General features: G+C 60.6%; 31 protein-coding genes, 1 tRNA gene and 2 pseudogenes. 20 read left to right on the top strand and 14 right to left on the bottom strand.

Translation table 11 applies throughout. The features are described 5' to 3' along the window. The first annotated feature begins 45 nt into the window (after positions 1–45). Positions 46–435, top strand: coding sequence for a helix-turn-helix domain-containing protein (locus ACHMW7_RS08960; RefSeq protein ID WP_395449915.1), 390 nt, complete (start codon positions 46–48; stop codon positions 433–435). A gap of 141 nt (positions 436–576) precedes the next feature. Here ACHMW7_RS08960 and ACHMW7_RS08955 read toward each other — a convergent pair whose 3' ends face one another. After that, positions 577–822: a hypothetical protein gene (locus tag ACHMW7_RS08955; RefSeq protein ID WP_395449914.1), complete on the bottom strand. Its 246-nt coding sequence runs from the start codon at positions 820–822 to the stop codon at positions 577–579. A gap of 156 nt (positions 823–978) precedes the next feature. Between ACHMW7_RS08955 and ACHMW7_RS08950 the strand changes: the two genes are divergently transcribed. The 7 genes from ACHMW7_RS08950 (at position 979) to ACHMW7_RS08920 (ending at position 4,921) form a co-directional block, all read left to right on the top strand. Continuing rightward, complete coding sequence (locus ACHMW7_RS08950) at positions 979–1,749, top strand: hypothetical protein (RefSeq protein ID WP_395449913.1); 771 nt, start codon at positions 979–981, stop codon at positions 1,747–1,749. A gap of 158 nt (positions 1,750–1,907) precedes the next feature. Next, complete coding sequence (locus tag ACHMW7_RS08945; protein ID WP_395449912.1) at positions 1,908–2,144, top strand: hypothetical protein; 237 nt, start codon at positions 1,908–1,910, stop codon at positions 2,142–2,144. Position 2,145: 1 nt separating this feature from the next. Next, positions 2,146–2,514, top strand: a complete 369-nt coding sequence (locus ACHMW7_RS08940; RefSeq protein ID WP_395449911.1) for a hypothetical protein — start codon at positions 2,146–2,148, stop codon at positions 2,512–2,514. A gap of 97 nt (positions 2,515–2,611) precedes the next feature. Continuing rightward, positions 2,612–2,818 carry a hypothetical protein gene (locus ACHMW7_RS08935; protein ID WP_395449910.1) on the top strand — a complete coding sequence of 69 codons (207 nt, stop codon included), beginning with the start codon at positions 2,612–2,614 and terminating at the stop codon, positions 2,816–2,818. 44 nt (positions 2,819–2,862) lie between these two features. Then, positions 2,863–3,099: a hypothetical protein gene (locus tag ACHMW7_RS08930; protein ID WP_395449909.1), complete on the top strand. Its 237-nt coding sequence runs from the start codon at positions 2,863–2,865 to the stop codon at positions 3,097–3,099. A gap of 195 nt (positions 3,100–3,294) precedes the next feature. Beyond that, positions 3,295–3,963: an outer membrane protein gene (locus ACHMW7_RS08925; protein ID WP_395449908.1), complete on the top strand. Its 669-nt coding sequence runs from the start codon at positions 3,295–3,297 to the stop codon at positions 3,961–3,963. 322 nt (positions 3,964–4,285) lie between these two features. Further along, positions 4,286–4,921, top strand: coding sequence for an outer membrane protein (locus tag ACHMW7_RS08920; RefSeq protein ID WP_395449907.1), 636 nt, complete (start codon positions 4,286–4,288; stop codon positions 4,919–4,921). Between the two features lie 373 nt (positions 4,922–5,294). Here ACHMW7_RS08920 and ACHMW7_RS08915 read toward each other — a convergent pair whose 3' ends face one another. After that, on the bottom strand, positions 5,295–5,774 hold the full coding sequence (locus tag ACHMW7_RS08915) for a hypothetical protein (protein ID WP_395449906.1): 480 nt from the start codon (positions 5,772–5,774) through the stop codon (positions 5,295–5,297). On the opposite strand from ACHMW7_RS08915, the gene ACHMW7_RS08910 reads away from it, so the two are divergent. After that, on the top strand, positions 5,739–6,026 hold the full coding sequence (locus ACHMW7_RS08910; protein ID WP_395451491.1) for a hypothetical protein: 288 nt from the start codon (positions 5,739–5,741) through the stop codon (positions 6,024–6,026). The two genes, ACHMW7_RS08915 and ACHMW7_RS08910, sit on opposite strands and share 36 nt — an antisense overlap. A 72-nt stretch (positions 6,027–6,098) precedes the next feature. Here the strand turns inward: ACHMW7_RS08910 and ACHMW7_RS08905 are convergent. Together ACHMW7_RS08905 and ACHMW7_RS08900 are read right to left on the bottom strand one after the other, a co-directional pair. Next, positions 6,099–6,215: pseudogene (locus ACHMW7_RS08905) on the bottom strand (hypothetical protein); the annotation flags it as partial. A gap of 385 nt (positions 6,216–6,600) precedes the next feature. Beyond that, positions 6,601–7,017: an HK97 gp10 family phage protein gene (locus ACHMW7_RS08900; protein ID WP_395449905.1), complete on the bottom strand. Its 417-nt coding sequence runs from the start codon at positions 7,015–7,017 to the stop codon at positions 6,601–6,603. Positions 7,018–7,104: 87 nt separating this feature from the next. Here ACHMW7_RS08900 and ACHMW7_RS08895 point away from each other — a divergent pair, with 87 nt between their 5' ends. Beyond that, the gene (locus ACHMW7_RS08895) at positions 7,105–7,596 is read left to right on the top strand and encodes a hypothetical protein (protein WP_395449904.1); all 492 of its coding nucleotides are present in this window, start codon (positions 7,105–7,107) and stop codon (positions 7,594–7,596) included. Here ACHMW7_RS08895 and ACHMW7_RS08890 read toward each other — a convergent pair. Beyond that, a complete protein-coding gene (locus tag ACHMW7_RS08890; protein ID WP_395449903.1) occupies positions 7,586–8,548 on the bottom strand; it encodes a head morphogenesis protein in 963 nt (320 codons plus the stop codon). The genes ACHMW7_RS08895 and ACHMW7_RS08890 overlap by 11 nt on opposite strands. A gap of 459 nt (positions 8,549–9,007) precedes the next feature. Continuing rightward, complete coding sequence (locus ACHMW7_RS08885; protein ID WP_395449902.1) at positions 9,008–9,226, bottom strand: hypothetical protein; 219 nt, start codon at positions 9,224–9,226, stop codon at positions 9,008–9,010. Between the two features lie 121 nt (positions 9,227–9,347). On the opposite strand from ACHMW7_RS08885, the gene ACHMW7_RS08880 reads away from it, so the two are divergent. Both ACHMW7_RS08880 and ACHMW7_RS08875 read left to right on the top strand, forming a co-directional pair. After that, complete coding sequence (locus ACHMW7_RS08880; protein ID WP_395449901.1) at positions 9,348–9,800, top strand: DUF1905 domain-containing protein; 453 nt, start codon at positions 9,348–9,350, stop codon at positions 9,798–9,800. Positions 9,801–10,585: 785 nt separating this feature from the next. Continuing rightward, the gene (locus ACHMW7_RS08875) at positions 10,586–10,921 is read left to right on the top strand and encodes a hypothetical protein (RefSeq protein WP_395449900.1); all 336 of its coding nucleotides are present in this window, start codon (positions 10,586–10,588) and stop codon (positions 10,919–10,921) included. 311 nt (positions 10,922–11,232) lie between these two features. On the opposite strand, the gene ACHMW7_RS08870 is transcribed toward ACHMW7_RS08875, so the two are convergent. Continuing rightward, positions 11,233–11,928, bottom strand: coding sequence for an SOS response-associated peptidase (locus tag ACHMW7_RS08870; protein WP_395449899.1), 696 nt, complete (start codon positions 11,926–11,928; stop codon positions 11,233–11,235). Positions 11,929–11,973: 45 nt separating this feature from the next. On the opposite strand from ACHMW7_RS08870, the gene ACHMW7_RS08865 reads away from it, so the two are divergent. The 4 genes from ACHMW7_RS08865 to ACHMW7_RS08850 all read left to right on the top strand — a co-directional run bounded on the left by ACHMW7_RS08865 (position 11,974) and on the right by ACHMW7_RS08850 (position 14,061). Further along, positions 11,974–12,219: a hypothetical protein gene (locus ACHMW7_RS08865; RefSeq protein ID WP_395449898.1), complete on the top strand. Its 246-nt coding sequence runs from the start codon at positions 11,974–11,976 to the stop codon at positions 12,217–12,219. 165 nt (positions 12,220–12,384) lie between these two features. Then, on the top strand, positions 12,385–13,047 hold the full coding sequence (locus ACHMW7_RS08860) for an outer membrane protein (protein WP_395449897.1): 663 nt from the start codon (positions 12,385–12,387) through the stop codon (positions 13,045–13,047). Between the two features lie 209 nt (positions 13,048–13,256). Then, positions 13,257–13,709: a YdeI/OmpD-associated family protein gene (locus ACHMW7_RS08855; RefSeq protein WP_395449896.1), complete on the top strand. Its 453-nt coding sequence runs from the start codon at positions 13,257–13,259 to the stop codon at positions 13,707–13,709. Positions 13,710–13,791: 82 nt separating this feature from the next. Continuing rightward, positions 13,792–14,061: a hypothetical protein gene (locus tag ACHMW7_RS08850; protein ID WP_395449895.1), complete on the top strand. Its 270-nt coding sequence runs from the start codon at positions 13,792–13,794 to the stop codon at positions 14,059–14,061. A 17-nt stretch (positions 14,062–14,078) separates the two neighbouring features. On the opposite strand, the gene ACHMW7_RS08845 is transcribed toward ACHMW7_RS08850, so the two are convergent. Next, entirely contained in the window at positions 14,079–14,435 is a 357-nt protein-coding gene (locus ACHMW7_RS08845; RefSeq protein ID WP_395449894.1) for a hypothetical protein, read from the bottom strand. 42 nt (positions 14,436–14,477) lie between these two features. Between ACHMW7_RS08845 and ACHMW7_RS08840 the strand changes: the two genes are divergently transcribed. Further along, positions 14,478–14,756, top strand: a complete 279-nt coding sequence (locus tag ACHMW7_RS08840; RefSeq protein ID WP_395449893.1) for a hypothetical protein — start codon at positions 14,478–14,480, stop codon at positions 14,754–14,756. Between the two features lie 14 nt (positions 14,757–14,770). Here ACHMW7_RS08840 and ACHMW7_RS08835 read toward each other — a convergent pair whose 3' ends face one another. The 5 genes and pseudogenes from ACHMW7_RS08835 to ACHMW7_RS08815 form a co-directional block, all read right to left on the bottom strand. Continuing rightward, positions 14,771–15,784 (bottom strand): PAS domain S-box protein, encoded by a 1,014-nt coding sequence (locus ACHMW7_RS08835; protein WP_395449892.1) that lies wholly within the window; start codon positions 15,782–15,784, stop codon positions 14,771–14,773. A 301-nt stretch (positions 15,785–16,085) separates the two neighbouring features. Next, a pseudogene (locus tag ACHMW7_RS08830) lies at positions 16,086–16,232 on the bottom strand (SOS response-associated peptidase); the annotation flags it as partial. A gap of 10 nt (positions 16,233–16,242) precedes the next feature. Then, positions 16,243–17,058, bottom strand: a complete 816-nt coding sequence (locus ACHMW7_RS08825) for a hypothetical protein (RefSeq protein ID WP_395449891.1) — start codon at positions 17,056–17,058, stop codon at positions 16,243–16,245. Between the two features lie 506 nt (positions 17,059–17,564). Continuing rightward, positions 17,565–17,650: transfer RNA gene (locus ACHMW7_RS08820), tRNA-Leu, on the bottom strand. 163 nt (positions 17,651–17,813) lie between these two features. Next, entirely contained in the window at positions 17,814–18,719 is a 906-nt protein-coding gene (locus tag ACHMW7_RS08815; RefSeq protein ID WP_395449890.1) for a LysR family transcriptional regulator, read from the bottom strand. Between the two features lie 99 nt (positions 18,720–18,818). On the opposite strand from ACHMW7_RS08815, the gene ACHMW7_RS08810 reads away from it, so the two are divergent. The 3 genes from ACHMW7_RS08810 (at position 18,819) to ACHMW7_RS08800 (ending at position 20,769) form a co-directional block, all read left to right on the top strand. Beyond that, positions 18,819–19,436: a DUF6506 family protein gene (locus ACHMW7_RS08810; RefSeq protein ID WP_395449889.1), complete on the top strand. Its 618-nt coding sequence runs from the start codon at positions 18,819–18,821 to the stop codon at positions 19,434–19,436. Positions 19,437–19,628: 192 nt separating this feature from the next. Beyond that, complete coding sequence (locus tag ACHMW7_RS08805) at positions 19,629–20,216, top strand: YqaA family protein (protein WP_395449888.1); 588 nt, start codon at positions 19,629–19,631, stop codon at positions 20,214–20,216. A gap of 37 nt (positions 20,217–20,253) precedes the next feature. Continuing rightward, positions 20,254–20,769 carry a disulfide bond formation protein B gene (locus ACHMW7_RS08800; RefSeq protein ID WP_395449887.1) on the top strand — a complete coding sequence of 172 codons (516 nt, stop codon included), beginning with the start codon at positions 20,254–20,256 and terminating at the stop codon, positions 20,767–20,769. 149 nt (positions 20,770–20,918) lie between these two features. On the opposite strand, the gene ACHMW7_RS08795 is transcribed toward ACHMW7_RS08800, so the two are convergent. Beyond that, positions 20,919–21,476, bottom strand: a complete 558-nt coding sequence (locus tag ACHMW7_RS08795) for an HNH endonuclease (protein WP_395449886.1) — start codon at positions 21,474–21,476, stop codon at positions 20,919–20,921. Between the last annotated feature and the right edge of the window lie 80 nt (positions 21,477–21,556).

Here is a 21,556-nt window from a genome sequence, read left to right as displayed (position 1 = left end):
CATATCTCAATATGGCAAAGTCAAAATATGGAGCTACATGAGCGATTGGTCGCGGCGCGCAAACACGCCGGCTTTCAGACAGCGGCGGAGGCTGCCGAAGCGCTCGGCATCCCCTACCAGACCTATGCCGGCCATGAGAACGGCAACTCCGGCTTCCGCGCCGACAAGGGCGACCAGTATGCGCGCCGCTTCAAGGTGCGGTTTGAATGGCTGATGCGCGAGATCGGGCCGATGCTCGACCCCGCCGTGACCAACCCCGAAGACCAGCTGCGGGCGGCCCTGCTGGCCTTCGGCGTCGACAGGACCGATCTCGGCCGCGCCATCGCCGTCATCAAGGGTTTTGTCGACGACCTCGCAGAACGATCAGAACCAGGCCCTGGTCGTGATCAATCTGAACCCGCCAGTCCCCGCCGTGTAAAAGAGCCATCGCGGTAGAGATTTCGGCCGCCTTGCGCTTGATCACCGTCTTGGGATCGAGCGGTGCGGCCGCCCCTGCCAGTTTCCTGAGATCGGCGACGATCTCGTCATTGCGCGTTGCAAAGCGCGGCCCGTATTCGATCATGATGGCCCGCTCTGTCAGACACCGCGCAGCTGCTTGATCTCTGATATCGCTGATATCTCTGATATCTCTGATATCTCGGATATCTCGGATATCTCTGATATCTGTGATGTCACGGTGCCATGCCGTCCCGCGCCGGCATCACCAGCCAATGCCCCAGGCATGGGTTCAGCAAAGGCGACGGCCTTGCCCCGGCGCAAGCCGCTGGCCGCGACGGCGGCGGGCGCGACCACCGGTCGGTCATGACTGAGGCTCTGGTACATGGCGTCGACTCCCGGGGCGCTGAAACTGGATGGCTTATAGGAACATTTTCCTGCCGACAGAGTCAAGAACGAAAAAGGAACATCTTGCCGGCCAAGGCGATTGTGGCGGCTGTGGAAAGATGATTGGATCGTTTCGCGTCGAGGGGTTCAAGCATCATGTCGAAGTGGCAGACTGCAATCGTTGTATTGGCGGGCCTCGGCTCGTTTTTATTGGTCAAGCTTGTCACTGGCGGCGCCGGCTTCCTCGGTGGAGGCGATGTATTGACGCCATTTTTCAAACCCCAGCCATCCATGGAGCAAATGGCAGCGCAGTCCGAGCAACAGGGATTGCGCATGTTCGATGCCATGAAACAGAAAATGCCGGCGGAATATGATGAGGTGGTGCGGCAGCTGCAGGCGATCGTCGAAAAAAACCCGCCGGCAGCTCAGAGACGCGATGAACTGGGGCTGCTGACTGCATCGATTATCGACAGGCATGCCAAGCTCATGCACGAGGCATCGGATGACGGCCTGCTTGCCGTACTGAAATCCCAGCTTGAGCTGCTGGAACTGGTGGTTTCAAGGGAGACACCGGCAACATGCGCGCGCTTCGTCATTCAAGGCCCCATTGTGCTTGCCGATCCCGACAGCCAATACGTGCAGGCAATTGATGCCGCGTCCGCCAGTATGTTCGGCGCATTGGCGGGAGCGATCGAAAACCCGCAGCCGATCGAACCGCCGACCAACAGCGATTGGGCCGAGGCGGGCGCGGCATTCCTGTCCGCTGGCGGATCCACAGAAGAACTCCAGTCGGTCACCTCGCCCGACCCCAAGGATGAAAGATTATGCCCGGCGATGGCGAAGCTTTATCGCGCGATGCTGACGGTTCCGGGCGCGCCGGGCAGGCGCGTACGCGCCGACGCGGCTTATGAGATCGCCGCCGACTGAGCGTTTTCTGCCCCCTCGCCCATTTGGCGCTCTCATCCATTTGAAAGACAGCTGAAAGCCCGCCCTCGGCGGCGGGCCTTTTCATGCCGACGATTCGCCAGGGTTGGGGCAAGCGGCAAAACAGAATATGACTTTATCATATTTCCGTTGACGGATTTATGAGTTTTCCATATCTTCGCTTCATCAACTGGAGCGAAGCGATGGCCCTGACCGACAGGCAGATGCAGCACCCGAAATTCCTGGCGCGCTCCGGCATCGCCAATGACGTGCTGCGCCGCAGCGGGCCCGCCAAAAACCTGCGGCGACAGGCCAACTGGCTGACCGAAACCATGCGGCGACAGGCCGACAGGCTGGTCGTCACCGCCCTTTTGATCCGCGCCGACAGGGGCCGCTGACATGACCAGCCATGCCAGCCAGTTCGCCCGTGCATGCGGTTATGCCGGCACCAGCCCGGCCATGCGCGAAGCCCTGGAAGTGATCCGCCGGCACGGCATCGCCGAGGCGCGAAAGGCCCATTTCGCCCGCAAGCAGGTCACCGACGCGCTCACCGCCGATCCAGGCCTGATTGCAGCGATGATCCACCCCGCGCAGTCGCTCGACGAAGCGCTGGACGACATTGCCGCCTTCATCATCCGCTACCGCAACATGCCGACATGGCGCCGGCACAACCATGCCGCGGCGATCGCCAAGGCCAAGGCCAACCGCCTCTATCTCCGCTTCGTCCGCCGCTTCGCCATCAAGATCATGGCGCGGGCGGCGGCCTGATGTTTTCCGCCTGGATCAACCGCACTGGCGCATTCGACCGTGTCCGCTTCGCCTTCCTCTTCGCTGTCGTCATCGCCCAGGCCGAAAGGCTGCTGCCATGAGCTGCAACGAGGCGCGTTACCTCACCGACGCGGCAATGGCGCTTGGTGACGAACTCGCCACCGGCACGTGCCAGCCGGTCGCGCCGGCGCTGACATGCGATCCCGCCTGCCGCCGCCAGTTGCGCCACCGCACCGACCTGGCCCTCAGCGACCCCGACGCTGCAGTGCCAACGCAGTTGGACACCAGGCTCGATTGGCAATGAGGCTGCTACATGTAACAAGACATATGAACATCCGGGGGGATTTCATGAACAAGCTTCTACCATTGGCAGCGCTTGCTGCCTTCGCAGGCTGTGCAACGCCGCCTTCCAACATCAAGGCCGGGCCGTCGGACGGCAAGCAATGCACCCAGGCCGACAAGGATCGCCTCGCCGACATCACATCGCGTCAGCAGCGCGTGGCCAATCAGGATGCGCTCGGCGTCTTCATGATCGGTGTCCCGCTGGGCGGCTCGGAGACCCACGAGCCGAAATTGCCCGGCTGAAAGGCCGCTGCGGCGCCAAGTAAACTTTTCGGTTCCAACGGCGGCGGCTCGGCCTGCCTTGATCGCCAGTCCCATCTTGATGACTGCGCGTCCCAACCTGCCTTGGCAACGGTGACGTCAGCAGTCTGGCCGTGCAACAGCCGACAGGACTGCGCCGCGAACGGGCGCTGCGGCCGCATGACCAAGGGGATGACAATGAAATCGGTTCTTCTGGCGACAACATTGATGATCGCGCTGGCAGGCAGCGCGCTGGCAGCGGATGGCGATCTGCCTGAGGCATCTAGCTACAACTGGAGCGGCGGTTATGTCGGCGGCCAGATCGGCTACGGCTTTGGCGGCGCCGACTATCAATACGCTGGCGGCGACAGTTACGACTACAGTCACGATCCCGACGGCTTGCTTGGCGGCATCTACGCCGGCTACAGCAAGCAGTTCGCCAACCGCCTGGTGCTGGGCGTCGAGGCCGATATTGCCTGGGGCGGCCTCAAGGACCAGACCCTGGCGCCCGGCGATGGCAGCTATTCGGCGGCGACAAGGATCGACCTCACCGGCTCGGCCCGGCTGCGGCTCGGCTACGCCATCGACCGCCTGCTGCCCTATGTCAGCGGCGGCGTCGCTTTCGCCAGATTCAGTTTCGATGAATACAATCAGGGCGATGCCTACAGCAGCGCCGATGAAAGCCTTGTCGGCTGGACCCTGGGCGTCGGCACGGAGTATGCGCTGACCGACAACTGGACCCTGCGCGGCGAATATCGTTATGCCGACTATGGCACGCATGATTTCGTGACCCAGCCGGCAGACGAGGCATATTCGACCGACATCACCACCCACGACATCCGCCTCGGCGTCGCCTACAGGTTCTGATCCGCACAAGACCCCGGCCGCGCGCCGGGGTTTTGTCTGTGCCTGAAACGCCAAAAACCCCGTCAGGCGGCGGGGCGGGAAGAACGATACGGTGACGGCGGAAGATCAGCCGATCTTGCCTTGCCGCAGCGTCCGTGATAGTCGCCAACATGTATCGCGAACGCTGCCCTGTTCGCTCGACAAGAGCAATGATCTGGGGCAAGCCATGCAATTCACAATGCAATTCACCACAATGACCTCCATCCGCAAAGCATCATTTGTGATGCTGCTTGCGACGTCCTTGCCATTCGCCATGTGCATGCAATCCGCAGCTTCGGAGGCCTTGTCCGCAGCGCCCGCCGGGTTCGTCTGGACTGGCGGTTATGCCGGCATACATCTCGGCTATGGCGGCGGCCGCACCACTGTTACCGAGCTGGACGACTATTCCTTCTCGGTTTTTGACGACACCAAGTTCAAATTCAATGCGAACGGTTTCCTCGGCGGCGTTCATGCCGGCTATGTCTGGCAGTCGGGCCAACTGGTTTATGGCGTCGAGGCGGATATCACCGGCGCCGACATCGACAACACCGTCGCCAACGCGATGATCCCGGGCTCCAATGAGAGCTTCTCGACCAGCATCGACTGGTTCGGCACGACCCGCGCCCGCCTGGGATATGCGATCGACCGCTTCTTGCCCTTCGTCACCGGCGGTGTCGCCTTTGGCCACGTCAAGAGCAGCTATGACGACAACGACGGCAGCCAGGACAACCACGCCGTCGCCGACGATACCGTCGCCGGCTGGACCGTCGGTGCGGGTGCGCAATATGCCCTCACCGACAACTGGTCGCTTCGCGCCGAATATCTGTATGTCGACCTTCAGGACAGCCAGGGATCGTTCGAGACTGGCGGCGAAACCTTCAGATACGACTTCGACAACAACATCCACGTCGTGCGCCTCGGCGCGAGCTACAGATTCTAGTTCGCCACAGCCATGCCAAACCCCGGCCGCGCGCCGGGGTTTTTGCGCGTGCGCGTGAGAGCAAAAAGCCCCGCGACGCACGGCGGCGGGTTAACAAGAATGTCAAAGGCCCTAGCGAACGGCTTGAACCAAGCAGTGGGCGCCGCCATCCGCTGCAACGGCCAGAACATGCGCCTGAGATTGGACGGGCGAAGTGCCAACGAAAAAGGATGCTCGCAAGAAAGCCCGCGAACCGCCTGGCTTCTCCTTTTCAATGGCTGACATGAAAAAGGCGGCCCGAAAGCCGCGTGGCCTACTACGAAGTTTTCCCGCCCTCGCTTCGCAGGCTTGGGCCTGCTGACGGTGAGGCGGCTGCGAACCCAAATCAAGATTTTCAGTTCTGGCGTCGGCCATCGCCGGCACGCGGCTGGAAGCCAGGCAATGCCTCCCAATCCTGCGCCAGCAACTTCGCAGCCTCGCCATAGTGCAACTCGTCGCCGTAGTTCCAGACGCAGAACATGACATCGCTTTCATTGTGCAGAGCAACACCGATGAAATGCCCACGACCATCGACCCCATGACCATCGACCCCATGACCATCGACAATGTCAAAGACAGCAACAATTTCTGCCCCGAAGATACCGGGTGCCACGTGATCGGCTAGACTGCACAATTCAGCTCCACCGAACTCGCCCCAATTCGCAGGTCCCTGGAGTGCCTCATTGTCCACCGTCACACTTTCTCCGTCCCCTGAACAGCGGATGCGCGCCATCGATCCGTCGGAGAAGGCAATGCCGATCGCTATCGGATTGGTGAGATCCGATGCGCCTTCAAAAACATGAACCTCTGCTTCAACCCTGACTATTTTCATCATCGACATCTGCGCGAATATTCTGTCACCGTTTCAGGGCCCAACGCCGGAACCTATTCGACGGTTGCCCGGTTCGAGGAAGATGTCGAGTGGCCACCACCACAGGCCTGGAGCATCGTGCTTGAGATTCATCCGAACGGCACCACTGCTCGGTTTCTGGCCCCGGGCGCACCTCAGGAACGGCTTGCCCCTGGACGTCGATTTGTTTTGTATGAAGGCAAGATCCAGACGGCCTCCGTGAAGGTTCTCGATTGATGGAGCAGACCCCGACGATGCCAGGAACAGCCGTCGGCTCACATTCGGGATATGCGTGACCCTGAGATAGCCGCCGGGCGGCTTGCTGAAGCGCTCATTCGGCCAGGCCACTGGCAGAACGGGCGACAGGACAAGCGCCTGCGCCCTCGCCTTGAACGCGAGCCAGATCGAGGTTTCGATTGATGGCATGAGATATGGTCCTGGCGCGGGTTCCCGGTCAGGGCAAACCCGCAATCAATTGTTTATCCCGCTCGTGGAGAAACCGAACTGGAACAGAAAGCAGCTGGCTTTTCGCGCTCCATTGCACCGGCTTGAGCCTTGGCATGTTCCAGCGGCACTTCTCAGCGACAACCCAATGCTCACGGCGACGACTTAGAAAATCTGGATCACCATCGTCGTCGTATCCAAATTCGACCCCACAGCAGGGGCAGATGTTATTCGAAGGCATGTCGCCGTCTGCACCCCAAGGGGCGTCCGGATAGTTATCGAAACCACATACGCGACAAAGGTAAGCGTCACTTTGAGCCATAGATGCAGCATAGGACCAGCATCGAAGTATACTCAAGGGGACGGTCTACAGCCCTAACCTTGCTTTCACATCACGCGCCTTCTCGGCGACGATCATTTCCCACCGCTGGGCGACCATCGTCACCCAAGGCCGCGGTGTCCTGCCCTGTGCACCAAAATGCACGAAAGCAGCGTAGTTGGCGGTGTAGCCGAGATAGATCGTGTCGCCGAGATCGGCGCTGTTGATCACGAGCAGGATATCCCCGAGATCGGCCGGCACTGAAATGCCCGGATTGGCTCGGGTTAGCGTTGGCATAGCTGTTGTGGACGCCATCAGAGACGCCCTGAGGAAGCCCGTTTCACCGACTGGTACCAGTTGGTTCAGTTGCGACACCAACTCTTGGGCGGCTTCCTTGAACACCGCCTCAACCGCACCTTCGACTTTCTGGGCCCACTGACCGACCGTCGTTGAAAAGCTGCCCACGCGTGTGCCTCTGTTGAATTTCTCGATTGACCGCAACGAAAATCTCAGCGCTGCTGACAATATCGAGTTGTTGATGAGACCTTCGGCATGTGGGGTACTAGGCAGTACGACGTCATCGACACCATCACGATCATCCCGGCTCTCAAGCCGATCATGACGTTCAGCGCAGTGCAGAAAGATGGGGAATTCCTCTATCTCTTGAGCCATGACCGTGAGAACACCGAGGACCTTATCGACCCCAGTGAAGCCAAGAACCTTTGTGTGTTTCTGACAGAGGCGTCGAAACAAGTCGAAGCTGAAAAGCCCCCGTTTCGCGAGATCGATCTTCTGGGGACGATCTGTCGAGATTTTGGGCGAACCTTCAGCCCCTACTACGGTTATCACGTTCGCGCTTCCTTCATGCTTCGCAACATGTCGGGCTCCAAGGTTGCCGACTTTTGTGTCGCTCACGAGGACGGAGGCGCTCGGTTGCAAATCATCATGTTCTATCTGCGCGCAGAGGCAGTAATCACGTACCACCTAGCCGAGGATCAGATAGCGAGTTGGTGTGGTTTCGTAGAGAAGCCGATCATCCCGTGAGCTTAGCAACATAGTCGATCTTGTACTCGGCGAAGCACTTGCAGCCGATCGTGTGGCGCGAAGGCGTGCCCGGAGCATGCGGATACCGGATCAGTGTACCATCCGGTGCGGTGAACGACTGATCGAACGGCACCACCTGTCCCTGCATGGCCACATGCTGCGCGCGAGGATGTTCCTGCGGAGTGTGGCGCCAAGTCTTGGTGATGTGCTGGGCCTGCACCCTGCCCGCCTCGATCTGCTGGCGGAATGCGATGTCGCGGGCAGCGCCGAGCGCCGAGAAGGTCTCATGCAGGGCGATCGTGTCGGCCCTGAGCTTCAAGAGCCCATCCGAATACCTGCCAACGATCCTGGCCACCGCGTCAGCCGGCAGGGGCTTGCCTTCGTTCAGCACCTTGAGAATGGTCCTGTCGAAGCGCTTGTCCCGACGGGCGCGCTCCAGATAGTTGCGCATGGCCACAGGATCGCCAGAGAGCAGCTCCTGGCGCGCTCTATCGACATAGGCGGCCTGCTGAGCCGTAAGGCCGAGGATGCCCCCTTCTCGTTTACCTGTGACGCGGTTGACCCGCCCCACGATGTCCAGCGCGCTCTTGGTCGGATTGTCGCCCCGGGCAAGCCCTTCGGACAGAGCCGAGCGAATTGCGGCCTGCTGATCGGCGATGATGTTGCTGACCAGCGTTGCACTATGTTCGCGCAGCCATTCCTCGGCGGCCAGGTTCCGCGCATCCCACCGGATGACGATCTGGTGGCCGTTCGGGTCACGCAGCGTCGGCATCTGCTCGATTGTGGCAACACCGCCGCCGTTGAATGCCTGCCGGATAGCCTCATCGAGGGGACGGAATGCCGCCTCGTCGAGATGCATGGCGGCGATAGCGCCATTGATGTCGCCACGCTCCAGACGCTCCACGATACGGCGCAGAACGATGTTCGACCTGATATCGTCGATCGCGTCCATGAAGGCAGCGCGCAGCAATGGCATGAGGTCGGAGACAAGCTGTTCCAGCCGCTCGCGAGGTGATAGGCGTTTAAGCATTGGGACGGCGCCACATCAAAATGGGGGGATGAAGACGATGCTTCGGTGTCTGAGTGTTACCTTGGCGATGCTCATTCTTCAGAGCTCAAATACCTATGCAAAAACAGGGGCAGAGCTACTCCAAGACAATGAAATGTACGGGCTTGGCTTTGTATGGGGCGCCGCAAATTACATTGTTGAGGACTATGCCCTCAACGATGACGTTGGAAATCGCCTGACAATGCATCGAGCCAAGTGCCTTTACGATGCTGGCATGACTGCCAGGGTCTTGTACGACAGCGTGATGCGAGAGATTAGGTCAGATCCCGGCTACCTCTCCAAACCCGCTACCCATGCGCTTCAGGTCGTCACATACAAAATATGTGGGGCACCGCCAGCAAACTAACCCGCGCACCAAGCCTTGTAGGCGACCACAGTCCCTGCCGGCGGTATCGGCGTCAGGTTGGTGATTACACGCTCGGCGCCATCGATGACGAGCTTGTCAGTGATCTGTGGTTCAACCGTCGGAACAGCGAACGTCACCCGGGCAATAGCCGATCGCCTTGCTTTTCGATTGATCAGCTGTTCACATTCGTCGCAATCGGCGACGTCCCGCGCCATCGGGCTCAGTCCGTCTTTGACCAGGAACGCTCGACGAAATTTATGGTGGCCGGCGACACTTTCACCGCCTCGCTGGAAGAGCTACTGGTGCGATTGGGTTGACCTTGCAGGTGATCGTAAGATGAAGTTCCAGGCGCTGGTCATTCCTTCCGGAAACGCGACAGGCGTCGAGGTTCCCGATGAAATTATGCAGGCGCTCGGTCCCAAGGGCCGCCCGCCCGTGACAATTACCATCAATGGTCACTCCTGGCGCAGCAGGGTGGCCGCAATGCGAGGGCAGCGGCTGATAGGGATCAGCGCGGCCCATCGCGCCGCAGCTGGGATCAGCGAAGGCGATATCGTCGAAATCGATGTCGAACTCGACGTGGCGCCAAGGGAGGTCGCTGAACCCGCCGACTTGGCCGATGCGCTCAATGATTGTACGCAAGCCAGGACCTCCTTCGATCGCCTGCCTTTCGGGCTTCGGCAAAAGCACGTCAAAACGATTGAGGTCGCCAAAAGCGCCGAAGTTCGGGAGCGCCGCATCGGCAAACTGATTGCTGGTTTGAAAGACGTGCACCTGCGTAAAGTCTGATGAGAATGTCTGGGTCTGCTCATGGCGAGATTGGATCAGCTACACAGGCTCGATCTATTCCCACACCAAAGAGCTTGCCGATGGCGCCCCTGTTTCGTTCAAGATCGTCGACTAGCTTCCTCGTGTTCCCGAGCGTCGCCCTGCTCCTTCGCGACAGCTGACTCCATCTATGGCGCGAAGGATGGCAATCTTCTCCCGCCGGATCACGGTGCCAGTGAGTGCCGACGGAACTGCCCCACGCGTTCCGGCAGCTCAGGAAGGCCGGGCAAAAAAGACGAACGCGCCTTTGGCGGGGCCGACGTCAAACATCACGACGCGGCAAAAGCCCCAGGTCGCGCCCACGGCAGTCGATCGACCGGCCGGCCTGCAGCACCGCGTCCAGATGCTCGCTTCGGCCCGGACGGCGCGTCATTCCTCTCACCACACCGGCATGCGCCGGATGGATCTACATAAGACGCCTGATCTTCAGCCGCGTGCGCTTGCGGCAGGTATAGCCGACGCGCGCAAGCTGCGGCCCATCGTTGGCCAGCGGAACCAGCTTTGATAGGCGCCGGCAATAAGGCTGCGGTACCGGTTCACCCGGTCCTGCACATAGTCGCGAAGCATCTAAAAGGCGAAGAGAAACTTCGCCACGCGACAGTGGTCGCGGTTTTGGTGCCGGCGACCTAAGCGAAAACGATACATTTGGCTCAATTCTGCTGATTCATGCCAATCTGTTGTATAAGATGCAGCAGGTACAAGGATCTGGTATTTGTAGATTATCAGGCGTTTTGAAGGCGCATCCTATGGATATCAAGACTGACGAATATAGTGTTTGGGCTGAAGGGACTGATCTATATTTCAGTGGGGTCATGCGTCTGGAGAACAATGCCGCCCCAGAGATTACGTCACTGGTACGGGATCTCCTGATCTCCAGGCCGCCAGCTATCACGGTACATCTGTCCGACCTCGAATTCCTCAACTCGCAAGGCAGGAATATTCTGGCAAAATTGGTGCTTGAGGCCCGAAATCATCCTGAAGTGCGGATGGTCGTTCGGGGCAATAGCAACATGGTATGGCAGGAACGGTCGCTGCCAAATCTCAAGAGACTATATCCGGGCTTGGTGTTGCTTATGGATTGAAACGCGAAGGCCTGCCCGGAGGGCGAATTCGCGACAGGCCTCGCTGCTAGAGCACCTGACGGTTCGGGGCGTTGCCGTGCGCTCCAGCAGCTCAGCGTTGCTGTCCAACGTCTCCTGGCAAAGAACCTGCAAGGGTTGCAAATCTGCCAGCAGCCGTGCTGGGCGTCAATTCGGCGGCATACGCTTAGTTGTTGCGCCGCCGGGGAGCAGAACCACTTCTTGCGCCAGAACAGTTCCCGCCAAGGGGCGGACAACGGTGCACTCTGGCGTGCGATATCAGCAATCGCGTACGAAGAAGCCATTCGCCGGCATTACTGAACGGGATCTAAAATGTCGGGCGTGTCGTTCTTCGGTGACCCGACCTTGCGCCCGATCTTCCACATCGTCATCAGTTCGGATGGAAACGGTCTCATGAGATCCGAAGGATCGGCTTCCGGCCCGATCCACCTGGCATAGTCCGCCGGCGCCAGGATCACCGGCATGCGGTCATGGATCGTCGCCATCAGTTCATTGGGCGGGCAGGTGACGACGCAGAAGCTGCGGCTGAGTTCGCCGCTCGCCGGATCGCGCCGGATGTCGAAGATGCCGGCCAGGGCGAAGGGCGAACCGTCCTTCATGGCAATGGCATAGGGCTGCTTTTCCTTGCCGGTGCCGTGAATGTCCTGCCACTCGAAATAGCCGTCGATCGGGATCAGGCAGCGCCTGGAGGCATAGGCGCGCTTGAACAAACCACTGGTGGCAATCGTCTCGCAACGGGCGTTGACCGGCGGCGGGCGCCCGGTGCTCGCCTGCTTCTGCCAGGACGGGACCAGCCCCCACTTCGCCGAGACGAACATCGCGCTGCCCGTCAGGGCCTCGTCCTGGACGATAACAGGATATGTCAGGCTCGGGGCGCCATTGTAGCGGGGAAAGCTGTTGTCGAGCGCACCGACGGCGGCAGGATCGGCGAAGCCGAAGCTGCGCACCATCTCGGCAAGGGTCGATTTGACAAAGACGCGGCCGCACATGGTAGAATTTAGCTGCGAATTCCTGACCGGAGCAAGTGTGCCGCCGTGAACGATCGCTCTGCCAAACTGATCGTGGTCGCAGCCTTCGACAGGGACGACGAAGGTGGGCTCCGGCCGGCATTCGATCCCAGGGAAATGCAAAGCAAAGATGCGGCGGTCAGGCTGGCCAAGACGATCGAGGACCATCATGCCGGCGTGATCGCCTGGGTTCGCGAGGTGAACCCAGCCATTGGCGAATATGGCGAACCGACGATCCTCTACCAGGTCGGCGACGTGCCTGCCATGGAGTGAGGCTGGCGACGGCCGCCAGTCCTTATATCAGACAGATCCTTATATTAGAAATGTGTGACCGTTCGGCCACGGAACCCGGCAAAGCACGCCCCGCGCGCAGGCGGTTAACTTTCAATGCAACGGCAAGTGGATATGATCCCCGGCAATTGAGCGCCAGGGGCTGCCATGAAAACGATTCTTCTCGCTTCGACATTGCTGTTTGCCGCTGCCGGTAGCGCGCTTGCCGCTGACGTTGCTGTCAACGAGCCTGCGCCTGAGGCGATGGTTGCGCCTGCCTTCAACTGGGCTGGTGGTTATGCAGGCGTTCTTGGCGCCGGCACCCTCGTTCATCACAAGATGGACACCGGCACCGAAGTGACCAGGAATTTCTGGTCGCCAAGCCTCGCCGTTTTCGGCGGTTACAATTGGCAATCGTCCAACTTCGTCTACGGCATCGACGGCGAACTCGGCTACCGGTTCAAGAACAATACCGACACCGGCGTTCCTGGGCCCGGTACAATGGAAACCAAGCTCGGTCTTTACGGCGCGTTGCGCGGGCGTGTCGGCGTCGACATGGGCGACATTCTGCCTTACCTCGCGGTTGGCGTCACCGCCACTCAGTTGCAAACCCTCTTCCCCGGCAGCGGGGCCGAACGCGATGCGTCGCTCTTTGGCGGTGTCGTTGGCGTCGGCGCAGACGTGAAGCTGACAGAAAAGCTGTTTCTGCGCGGCGAATATGCCTTCTCCTATTACGGTTCCAAGACCTTGGAATATTGCGGCGGCGGCTGTGAGATGGAGCACAAGGTCCAGACGCACGATTTCAAGCTCGGCGTCGCCTACAAGTTCTGAGCGGCAGCCCGCCTGAACCTCTCAAGCCCCGGCATCGCGCCGGGGTTTTTGTTTGCGCCCAACAAAAAAAGCCCCGCCGGCCGGAGCCAGCGGGGCGGTTGGCCGTACCAGGAAACGCTCGACGAAATTTATGGTGGCCGGCGACACTTTCACCGCCTCGCTGGAAGAGCTACTGGTGCGATTGGGTTGACGTTGCAGGTGATCGTTAGATGAAGTTCCAGGCGCTAGTCATTCCTTCCGGAAACGCGACAGGCGTCGAGGTTCCCGATGAAATTATGCAGGCGCTCGGTCCCAAGGGTCGCCCGCCCGTGACAATTACCATCAATGGTCACTCCTGGCGCAGCAGGGTGGCCGCAATGCGGGGGAAGCGGCTGATAGGGATCAGCGCGGCCCATCGCGCCGCAGCTGGGATCAGCGAAGGCGATATCGTCGAAATCGATGTCGAACTCGACGCGGCGCCAAGGGAGGTCGTTGAACCCGCCGACTTGGCCGATGCGCTCGATGATTCTACGCAAGCCAGGACGTCCTTCGATCGCCTGCCTTTCGGGCTTCGGCAAAAGCACGTCAAAACGATTGAGGACGCCAAAAGCGCAGACGTTCGGGAGCGCCGCATCGGCAAGCTGATTGCTGGTTTGAAAGAGGTGCAGCTGCGTAAAGCCTGATGAGCTACAATGCACATCGCGCTCATCCAAGGGCGTCAGCACCGAGCCTGCTGGACTGAAGCGACACCAGGAAACCACCACGATGTCGAACACGGGTCACATCCTGCCCGAACAGAAGATGCCGAAGCTGATCGTCGTGGCAGCTTTCAATCGCGGCGACGAAGGCGACCTTCAGCCGGCGTTTGATCCCCGCCAGATGCAGAGCGAGCATGCCGCCATTCGCCTGGCCAAGATGATCGAGGACCATCATGCCGGCGTGATTGCATGGAGCCGGGAGGCCAACCCGGCCATTGGCGCCTATGGCGAACCGACGATCCTCTATCAGTCTGGTGAAGTGCCCGACATGGAATGACGGCCCCTGAGGCTCCTTCATTTCTTCGGATGCGCCAAATCCCATGCCACAGCGTCACGGAACTGTCCCTTGATCCGTTCGATCTGAGCTTCGACCGAAAAGAAATCAACCGTGCTGTTGGACATCGCCTCCCTGACAATGTCCTCACCATCAAGACATGCTGACAGAGCCGATTCTGCTATTTCCGGCGCGGATGCAAATTTGTCCGCAGCTGCTGAGGCTGCGCTGAACAGGCAAGCGTACCAGGCGTTGTTGGCGTCTGACAGCAGCGGGCCGTAGACCAGTTTTGTTTCCACCAACGCCGAGCTGGCGGTGACGCCGGCAATAAGTGCAAGCACAGTCGCGACGGGTAGAGCGAGGGCTGCTATCTTCATTTGGCCACACTTGTTGCTTGGGCGCGCTAGACTGGATCGAGTATGCCAGGCGTGTCCTTGCGGAGTCGTTTCCACATCACGCTAAACTATGGGCATGAAAAATCCACTCGCACCGCGCAAAACGCCCAGCAGTATCTACGAGCACTTTTGCGCAAGCTGGCGAGCACTGCGCTCGCAATGTCCGCTGTGGCGGCGAATGCCACGGGCGCCAGGATGACCGGAGGCGTGATTGCATGGAGCCGGGAGGCCAACCCGGCCATTGGCGCCTATGGCGAGCCGACGATCCTGTACCAACACGGTGAAGTGCCCGACATGGAATGACCCGAGGCAGCCGGTCAGTTGCCATCGTCAGGCGTTATGGGCGCCTCGAGTGTCCATCTGATGCCACCTGCAAGTCGCTCGAAGCTGGCCTTGCCATTGAGCGAATCTGGCGTCACGCGTTTCAACACCACACTGCCGAAGCCTTTGCGTGGCTCATCCGCTCCACCGTCAACGGACGAACAGATCTCTTCCCAAACCAGCGTGATCGAGCTGTTGCCTGCATCGTCGCTGCTGAGCTGCCAGGTAACGGAGATTTCGCCACCTTCCCCGCTAAGCGCGCCGTATTTGGCTGAGTTCGTGCCGAGCTCGTGAAAAGCCATTCCGAGCGGTTGGATGGCGTTCGCTGGCATCATCACCGCGGGCCCGGCAATCTTGACGCGTTCTTCGTGACCAAACGGCCCCAATTGATCCTTGACCAGAGCGGCCAGATCCGCGCCCGACCATTCGGTGTTCACCAACAGGTCGTGCGACCGCGCAAGCCCAACAATGCGCTCGCGCACCGATCGCTCGAACTCGTTGGGGTCGCCGGAACGCTGTTTGGTTTCACGGATCACCGACAAGATGACGGCGAACTGGTTTTTGACACGATGATTAAGCTCGCGCATGAGCAATCGAATGCGGCGTTCATTTTCCTTGGCAGCTGTAATATCCCGCGCAATCTTCGAGGCGCCGACAATGGTGACGCCGTCGATGGCGCGGATGGGCGACACGGTCAGCGAGACAAAAATCGTCGAGCCGTCTTTCCTGCGCCGGGTCGTTTCATAACTCGCGACCCGCTCGCCACGGCGGACCCTTGCAATGATATCCGCTTCCTCGCCCTGAAGGCGTTCGGGGATCAGCATCAGAATTGACCTGCCTATTGCTTCCGACGCCGCATAGCCAAACATGCGTTCTGCGGCAGGATTCCAGGTCGTGATGATACTGTTCAGGTCTTTGCTGATGATCGCGTCGAATGACGAATCGATGATGGCTGCCAGATAAGCATCGGCATTTGCCTGTGTCGGCGACGGAGGGGGAGCGGAATTCATCACCAACCTTATCATGTCGTTTTTTCTGGGCGAGGGCTCTCAAAACAAAAACGCCAGATAGCCATAAAGCGGAAATGCCACGCTGGGGTTCCATTGCTGGTAACGTCCGGCACGAACGACCCGCACGCAGCAATGGCTCGCGTCGTCGAATGGATGGATGCGGCCCGGACATGCGGCCTAGTAAGACCGATGTCGCGCGGCCGGAGCCGGGATCGACCCGCAATCGGTCGAGAATGTCGGGCGTGTCGTTCTTCGGCGAACCGACCTTCCACTCGAAATAGCCATCGATCGGGATCAGGCAGCGCCTGCAGGCATAAGCGCGCATGAACAAATCACTGGTGGCAATCGTCTCGCAACGGGCGTTGACCGGCGGCGGGCGCCCGGTGCTCGCCTGCTTTTGCCAAGCAGAGGGGCTCCACGACCATGAAGCCCCTCGCCCGCCGGCCATTGTACGGTGCTCAGAGATCCAGCCGTTGCTGGATTATCTGCAGCTGCAAATCATCGAGCAAGCGCTGCCTTTGGCTTGGGTCTACGGCTGGCGGCGGCGGTGTTGCGGATTTTGGTTTCACGCCCGGCGCCGGCTTCGTTGCTGGCTTCGGGGGCGATACTGGGGCAGCCTTGGGTGCATTGGGCTTCGGCGCGAAAATGATCGACATCTTGTTAACATCCTTCCACGAGCCCTTGAGCGAAAAACCCAAATTCGCTTGCGACTCGTTGAAAGGTATCTTTGTGATCTTGATCGATGAATCTGCGCTTTGCTCCACCATAAATTGCAAGGTGTAAGACACCTTGTCGGGGCGGGCCTGTGTTTCTGCGTAGATATTCTGCAGCTGCAGAAGCCAGGACGTGATGCCCAGATCACCCACGAGTCTTGAATTCTTATGGCGGCGCGTCTCTATAGGAGCACAGTCAATGCCATCCTCAAGGCCAAGATCAGTTGTAAATACAAATCCAACGGTTCTGTCAGCGGATCCTTTGACGTTAGTATTTAGGGTAAGTGTCAACAATTGAGGCGTGTATGGTACCTCATTTACACCTCCGAATCCGCCACCTGCATCAGACACAACGTTCAATGACAAGTCGACCGCAGCGTTCCAGCCACCTCTTTCCTTTAAGAAAGTTGCGGATTGCCTCCCTTCCTTGATCTCGCATCGTATGTTGTCGACAATATCTGATATTCTTAGGACGCCATATTCATTGGGTAGTCGCGGAACAGACGCACATCCAGCTGACAAAGCACTCAGGAAAATTACCATAGACTTCAATTCGTGCATTTCCCCCTCCCATGATGTCTTGCGGCAAATCTACATCAAGTCCTTAGCTTCAGAAGCACTCGCCTGAACTTCACAACGCCTCGTCATGTTAGTAGGTTCTTTTAAACTGACAATGCTGGACCGATGATTGAACTGCGCAACGTGGAAGGTTTCGCTAAGGCGCTGCCGAGGCGAAGCTTCGCGCGGATCAGAGGGGCAGGCGCCAAGTCGGGTGCGTCATGTCTGCCCGCACATGTTCCCAAGACGAAAAAGCCGCTCGGCTGGCAATCGCGAAATGGATATGCCCTTCCGATCTCATCGGGTGGCTGAGGGAGGTCCACATGCAGGCGGCGCGGCATGCATGCTGGCTAGCCAAGGGCGGATCGCGCGCGCATTGCCGTACAATGGTCAAACGCAGCTCGTCTCCGCTGGGCTGCGCGTTGACCACCCAAATGTTGTCGGGCACGACCGCGCACAGCGGACACGAAGCCAAACTCGCCTTTGATATCAGTGCCGTTGAGATGGGATGGTGCCCCTAGCCGGGATCGAACCAGCACTCCTTGCGGAACTCGATTTTGAGTTCGAGCGCGTCTACCAATTCCGCCATAGGGGCCTGCCCTGAACGGACAGAATGGTCGCGGACTATACGGTCGGGCTACCCGCCGTCAACAGGGCAGACGTGTCTTTGCGCAACTTCATGCGGCAACACGGTTTATTGCCGCAGCCAGGCAACAGCGATCGGGCCCGCCGCCGCGACCGGATCGCCGGCAGCACGGCTAGCCGCCGAAACGGACCTTAAGCCGCTGGCGCAGATGACGCGCGGCGGGGCCGAGCGGCTGGTCGACGCGCCAGAGCAGGTAAGCGGTCAACGCCGTCTCAGCCTGCGCGCCGAGCGCCGCGGCAGCGACGCGGACGAGCGTGCCGCGCGAGAGAGCGCCTTCGACCAGCCAAAGCGGCAGGTTGCCCCAGCCGATGCCGGCCTCAATCAGCGCCAGCTTGCTGGCGAGGTCGCTGACGCGCCAGGTGCCGGGCGACAGCACGCCGAAATCGAGCCCCTCGCTCAGCGGCGAGGGATCGCTGACGACGATCTGCAGATGCTCCGACAAAGCGACCGCCGACCAGCCGGCGGCGGGTGCCGTCGCCAGCGGGTGATGCGGCGCGCAGACGGCGACAAAGGGCTGTGACGGGCCGAGACGCTCGGCCTCGACAAGGCTGTCGCGCGTCGTGTCGGTGGTGAGCGCCAGCATGCACTGGCGGTTGACCAGCGCGTGCAGGGCCGCGCGCATCGGCAAGGTCTTCATCGCAACGCCAAGCGAGGGATATTCCTTCAGCAGGTCGTTTAGCGCGCCGGCCAGCATGGCGGGCGCAACAACCGGATCGACCGCTATGGCAAGCGACAACTCGAGGCCCTGACCGAGCCCGCGCGCCCGGGCGCGCATGGCGTCGACCTTGATCAGGATCGCCCTGGCATCGGTCAGCAGCGCCTGGCCCTCGGCGGTCAGTTCGGGCTTGCGCCCGGTGCGGGTGAACAGCGCCACCTTGAGCTCGGCCTCGAGAGTGCCGATGGCATGGCTGATCGCCGACTGCACCCGCGACAGCCGCACCGCCCCGGCGCGAAAGCTGCCGCCTTCGACGACGGCAACAAAGGTCCGCATCTGGTCCAGCGTCAGCTTGTCGAGCACAGTTCGATTTCTTCGATCAGTGAATGCAGAACTATCGCAATTACCAAGATCGGTACTTTGTCGCAAGCTGGGCCATCGAACAAAGGCAAGGACGTCATCATGCGTATCGACAAGGCCCTCATCTACGAAGCACCAGGTGCCGACCCGAGCATCGACCGCAGCGTGCTCGACACGCCGGACGGCAAGATCACCATCGTCGCCCTGGGCGACCCGATGCAGGCACCTGGGGTGGCGCATGAACTCGCCGCACGCGGGGCCAGGCTGATCGAATTGTGCGGCGGCATCTCGCCGGCCTGGCGGCCCAGGGTGGCAGCCGTCGTCGGCCCCGACGTCAAGGTGAGCTCGGTGACCTTCGGCATCGAATCGCTGCAGCCGGCGGCTGCCTACAACCAGGCCTTCATCGACGGCAAGCCGCCGCTCGCCGCCTTCATCATCCTCAAGCGCGACGCCGAAGCCGACCAGGAGCGAATGGTGACTGTGTTTCCGCCACTGGAAACACATTTCATCCGCGTGCCCGACGGCGCGGCGGCCGCGAAGGTCGCAGCCGACCTGGCGCAATCAGGCTTTGGCCTGATCGAGCTTTATGGCGGGTTTTCGAGCGAGGACGCCGCCGAGATCATCCGGGCTGTCGACGGGCTGGCGCCTGTGGGCATAGGCAGCTTCGCGCTCGACGCCTTGCAGCCGGCCCAGCGCGCAGCGACCGGCCGCGCGGCCTGACCCGACATGACAGGCGGCCGCGGCGCGCCGCCGTCGTCGATGTCTGCTTGAAGCACGCATGACGATCCGCCATGCGCCGGGGACGCGACACAATGCAGCGCTCGCCCCGGCTTTCACATTCGTGAATGCCCTAACCATTGTGCGCCACAGCAATTCTTCCTAAACAGGCTGCGCACATCTCAAGGGGGCCTGATGCTTCGCCGACTCTACGACTGGACCTTGTCGCTTGCGGCAAGGAAATCCGCCGAATGGTGGCTGGCCTTCATCGCCTTTGTCGAAAGCTCGATCTTTCTGGTGCCGGCCGACGTGCTTTATCTGCCGATGGCGCTGTCGCGGCCCGACAAGGCCTATCGCTACGCCATCGTCGCCACTGTCGCTTCGGTGCTGGGCGGCATCGCCGGCTGGTATATCGGCCACTACGCCTTCGAGACGGTGGCCAAGCCGGTGCTCGAATTCTACGGCAAATATGACGAGTTCGAAGCGCTCAAGCTGTCCTCGGGCACCGGCATCATCCTGTTGATGCTGGTGACCTCGGGCCTGGCGCACCTGCCGCCGATCAAGGTGGTGACCATCCTGTCGGGCGTCATCGGCTTCCCGCTCGGCTGGTTCATCGTCTCGGCGATCATCGCGCGTGGCGCGCGCTTCCTGTTTCTGGCCTGGCTGCTGCGCAGCTATGGCGAGCCGATCCGGCATTTCATCGAAAAGCGCCTCGGGCTTTTGGCCAGCCTTGCCGCCGCTGCCCTCATTTTGCTCTATCTTCTCGTCAGATACCTGCACTGAACGGCACATGCCGGTAACAACAGCTGGGCACCAGACAATGACCTCCCTCGCCTCCCCGACCGGCCGCAGCCAGACGCTGACCGCACTCTTCCTGACCATCGCCATGGCTGCCGTCGTCGGCACGGCACTCGGCTTCCAGCACATTGGCGGCTACCTGCCCTGCAAGCTCTGCCTCGAGCAGCGCACGCCCTATTATGTCGGCGTGCCGCTGATGGCGCTGGCGGCACTGTCGTCCGCCTTGCACGGACCGGCCTGGCTGACCCGCGTTTTGCTCGCCGTCGGCGGGCTGCTGATGCTCTACGGGCTTTATCTCGGCGGCTACCATGCCGGCGTCGAATGGCGCTGGTGGGCCGGCCCGACCGACTGTGCCGCGGTCTCCGGCACCATCGACACCGGCGGCAAGGGCCTGCTCGACGTGCTCAACAATGTCGTGCCGCCACGCTGCGAGGACGCCGCCCTGCGCGTGCTCGGCCTGTCCTTCGCCGGCTGGAACGTGCTCGCCAGCGCGTTTCTGGCGGTCGTTGCCCTGCGCGGCGCGTTCAGCAAAGCCTGAGCAAAGCAGCCCCGAGCAGAGTTCGCCAAGAATTCGTCAGTCGAATGGCGTGGTTTTCGAGAACCGGAGCGCAGCGGACATAAGTCCGTGAGCACCGGAAGCGGAGAAAACCGCGTCAGTCGGCCGGCCCGGCAAATTATCGGTGAACTCTACGGCTCCAGCTCGACATCCCAGTAGAGATAATCCATCCAGCTTTCGTGCAGGTGGTTGGGCGGAAACAGCCGGCCATTGTTGTGCAGGTCGTGCACCGTCGGCTGGAACGGCTTTTGCAGCGGCCACATCTTGGCCTGTGCCGGCATCATGCCGCCCTTCCTCAGATTGCACGGCGAGCAGGCGGCAACGACGTTTTCCCATGTCGTTGCGCCGCCGCTGTGGCGCGGGATGACGTGGTCGAAGGTCAGATCTTCCGGCGTGCCGCAATACTGGCACTGGAAGCGGTCGCGCAAGAACACGTTGAAGCGGGTGAAGGCGGGATAACGCGACGGCTTCACATAATGCTTCAGGCTGACGACGCTGGGCAGCTTCATCGAGAAGGTCGGCGAGGAGACGGCGTGGTCGTATTCGGCGACGATGTTGACGCGGTCGAGGAACACCGCCTTGATCGCGTCCTGCCAGGACCACAACGACAAGGGGTAGTAGCTGAGCGGACGATAATCCGCATTCAGCACTAGTGCTGGGAGCCCATCCGGAGACACGGCAACCGTCACTTCCACTACCTCCTTGGTCCTCGAACCTAACGGCGCGAATACTGTAAGCCCGAGGTGACAGGAATGTGAAGCGTCTGGTC

The organism is Aminobacter sp. UC22_36 (assembly GCF_044056035.1).
GTDB lineage: Bacteria > Pseudomonadota > Alphaproteobacteria > Rhizobiales > Rhizobiaceae > Aminobacter.
Note: the sequence above shows the minus strand (reverse complement) of the source record. Positions and strands in the feature narration are given on the sequence as shown.

Bases quoted from the DNA above. Each gene is read 5' to 3' on its own strand.
- ACHMW7_RS08955 (WP_395449914.1), bottom strand. From the start codon at position 822: ATGTACCAGAGCCTCAGTCATGACCGACCGGTGGTCGCGCCCGCCGCC.
- ACHMW7_RS08950 (WP_395449913.1), top strand. From the start codon at position 979: ATGTCGAAGTGGCAGACTGCAATCGTTGTATTGGCGGGCCTCGGCTCG.
- ACHMW7_RS08945 (WP_395449912.1), top strand. From the start codon at position 1,908: ATGAGTTTTCCATATCTTCGCTTCATCAACTGGAGCGAAGCGATGGCC.
- ACHMW7_RS08940 (WP_395449911.1), top strand. From the start codon at position 2,146: ATGACCAGCCATGCCAGCCAGTTCGCCCGTGCATGCGGTTATGCCGGC.
- ACHMW7_RS08935 (WP_395449910.1), top strand. From the start codon at position 2,612: ATGAGCTGCAACGAGGCGCGTTACCTCACCGACGCGGCAATGGCGCTT.
- ACHMW7_RS08930 (WP_395449909.1), top strand. From the start codon at position 2,863: ATGAACAAGCTTCTACCATTGGCAGCGCTTGCTGCCTTCGCAGGCTGT.
- ACHMW7_RS08925 (WP_395449908.1), top strand. From the start codon at position 3,295: ATGAAATCGGTTCTTCTGGCGACAACATTGATGATCGCGCTGGCAGGC.
- ACHMW7_RS08910 (WP_395451491.1), top strand. From the start codon at position 5,739: ATGAACCTCTGCTTCAACCCTGACTATTTTCATCATCGACATCTGCGC.
- ACHMW7_RS08915 (WP_395449906.1), bottom strand. From the start codon at position 5,774: ATGATGAAAATAGTCAGGGTTGAAGCAGAGGTTCATGTTTTTGAAGGC.
- ACHMW7_RS08895 (WP_395449904.1), top strand. From the start codon at position 7,105: ATGTGGGGTACTAGGCAGTACGACGTCATCGACACCATCACGATCATC.
- ACHMW7_RS08890 (WP_395449903.1), bottom strand. From the start codon at position 8,548: ATGGACGCGATCGACGATATCAGGTCGAACATCGTTCTGCGCCGTATC.
- ACHMW7_RS08885 (WP_395449902.1), bottom strand. From the start codon at position 9,226: ATGGCGCGGGACGTCGCCGATTGCGACGAATGTGAACAGCTGATCAAT.
- ACHMW7_RS08880 (WP_395449901.1), top strand. From the start codon at position 9,348: ATGAAGTTCCAGGCGCTGGTCATTCCTTCCGGAAACGCGACAGGCGTC.
- ACHMW7_RS08875 (WP_395449900.1), top strand. From the start codon at position 10,586: ATGGATATCAAGACTGACGAATATAGTGTTTGGGCTGAAGGGACTGAT.
- ACHMW7_RS08870 (WP_395449899.1), bottom strand. From the start codon at position 11,928: ATGTGCGGCCGCGTCTTTGTCAAATCGACCCTTGCCGAGATGGTGCGC.
- ACHMW7_RS08860 (WP_395449897.1), top strand. From the start codon at position 12,385: ATGAAAACGATTCTTCTCGCTTCGACATTGCTGTTTGCCGCTGCCGGT.
- ACHMW7_RS08855 (WP_395449896.1), top strand. From the start codon at position 13,257: ATGAAGTTCCAGGCGCTAGTCATTCCTTCCGGAAACGCGACAGGCGTC.
- ACHMW7_RS08850 (WP_395449895.1), top strand. From the start codon at position 13,792: ATGTCGAACACGGGTCACATCCTGCCCGAACAGAAGATGCCGAAGCTG.
- ACHMW7_RS08845 (WP_395449894.1), bottom strand. From the start codon at position 14,435: ATGAAGATAGCAGCCCTCGCTCTACCCGTCGCGACTGTGCTTGCACTT.
- ACHMW7_RS08840 (WP_395449893.1), top strand. From the start codon at position 14,478: ATGCCAGGCGTGTCCTTGCGGAGTCGTTTCCACATCACGCTAAACTAT.
- ACHMW7_RS08835 (WP_395449892.1), bottom strand. From the start codon at position 15,784: ATGAATTCCGCTCCCCCTCCGTCGCCGACACAGGCAAATGCCGATGCT.
- ACHMW7_RS08825 (WP_395449891.1), bottom strand. From the start codon at position 17,058: ATGCACGAATTGAAGTCTATGGTAATTTTCCTGAGTGCTTTGTCAGCT.
- ACHMW7_RS08810 (WP_395449889.1), top strand. From the start codon at position 18,819: ATGCGTATCGACAAGGCCCTCATCTACGAAGCACCAGGTGCCGACCCG.
- ACHMW7_RS08805 (WP_395449888.1), top strand. From the start codon at position 19,629: ATGCTTCGCCGACTCTACGACTGGACCTTGTCGCTTGCGGCAAGGAAA.
- ACHMW7_RS08800 (WP_395449887.1), top strand. From the start codon at position 20,254: ATGACCTCCCTCGCCTCCCCGACCGGCCGCAGCCAGACGCTGACCGCA.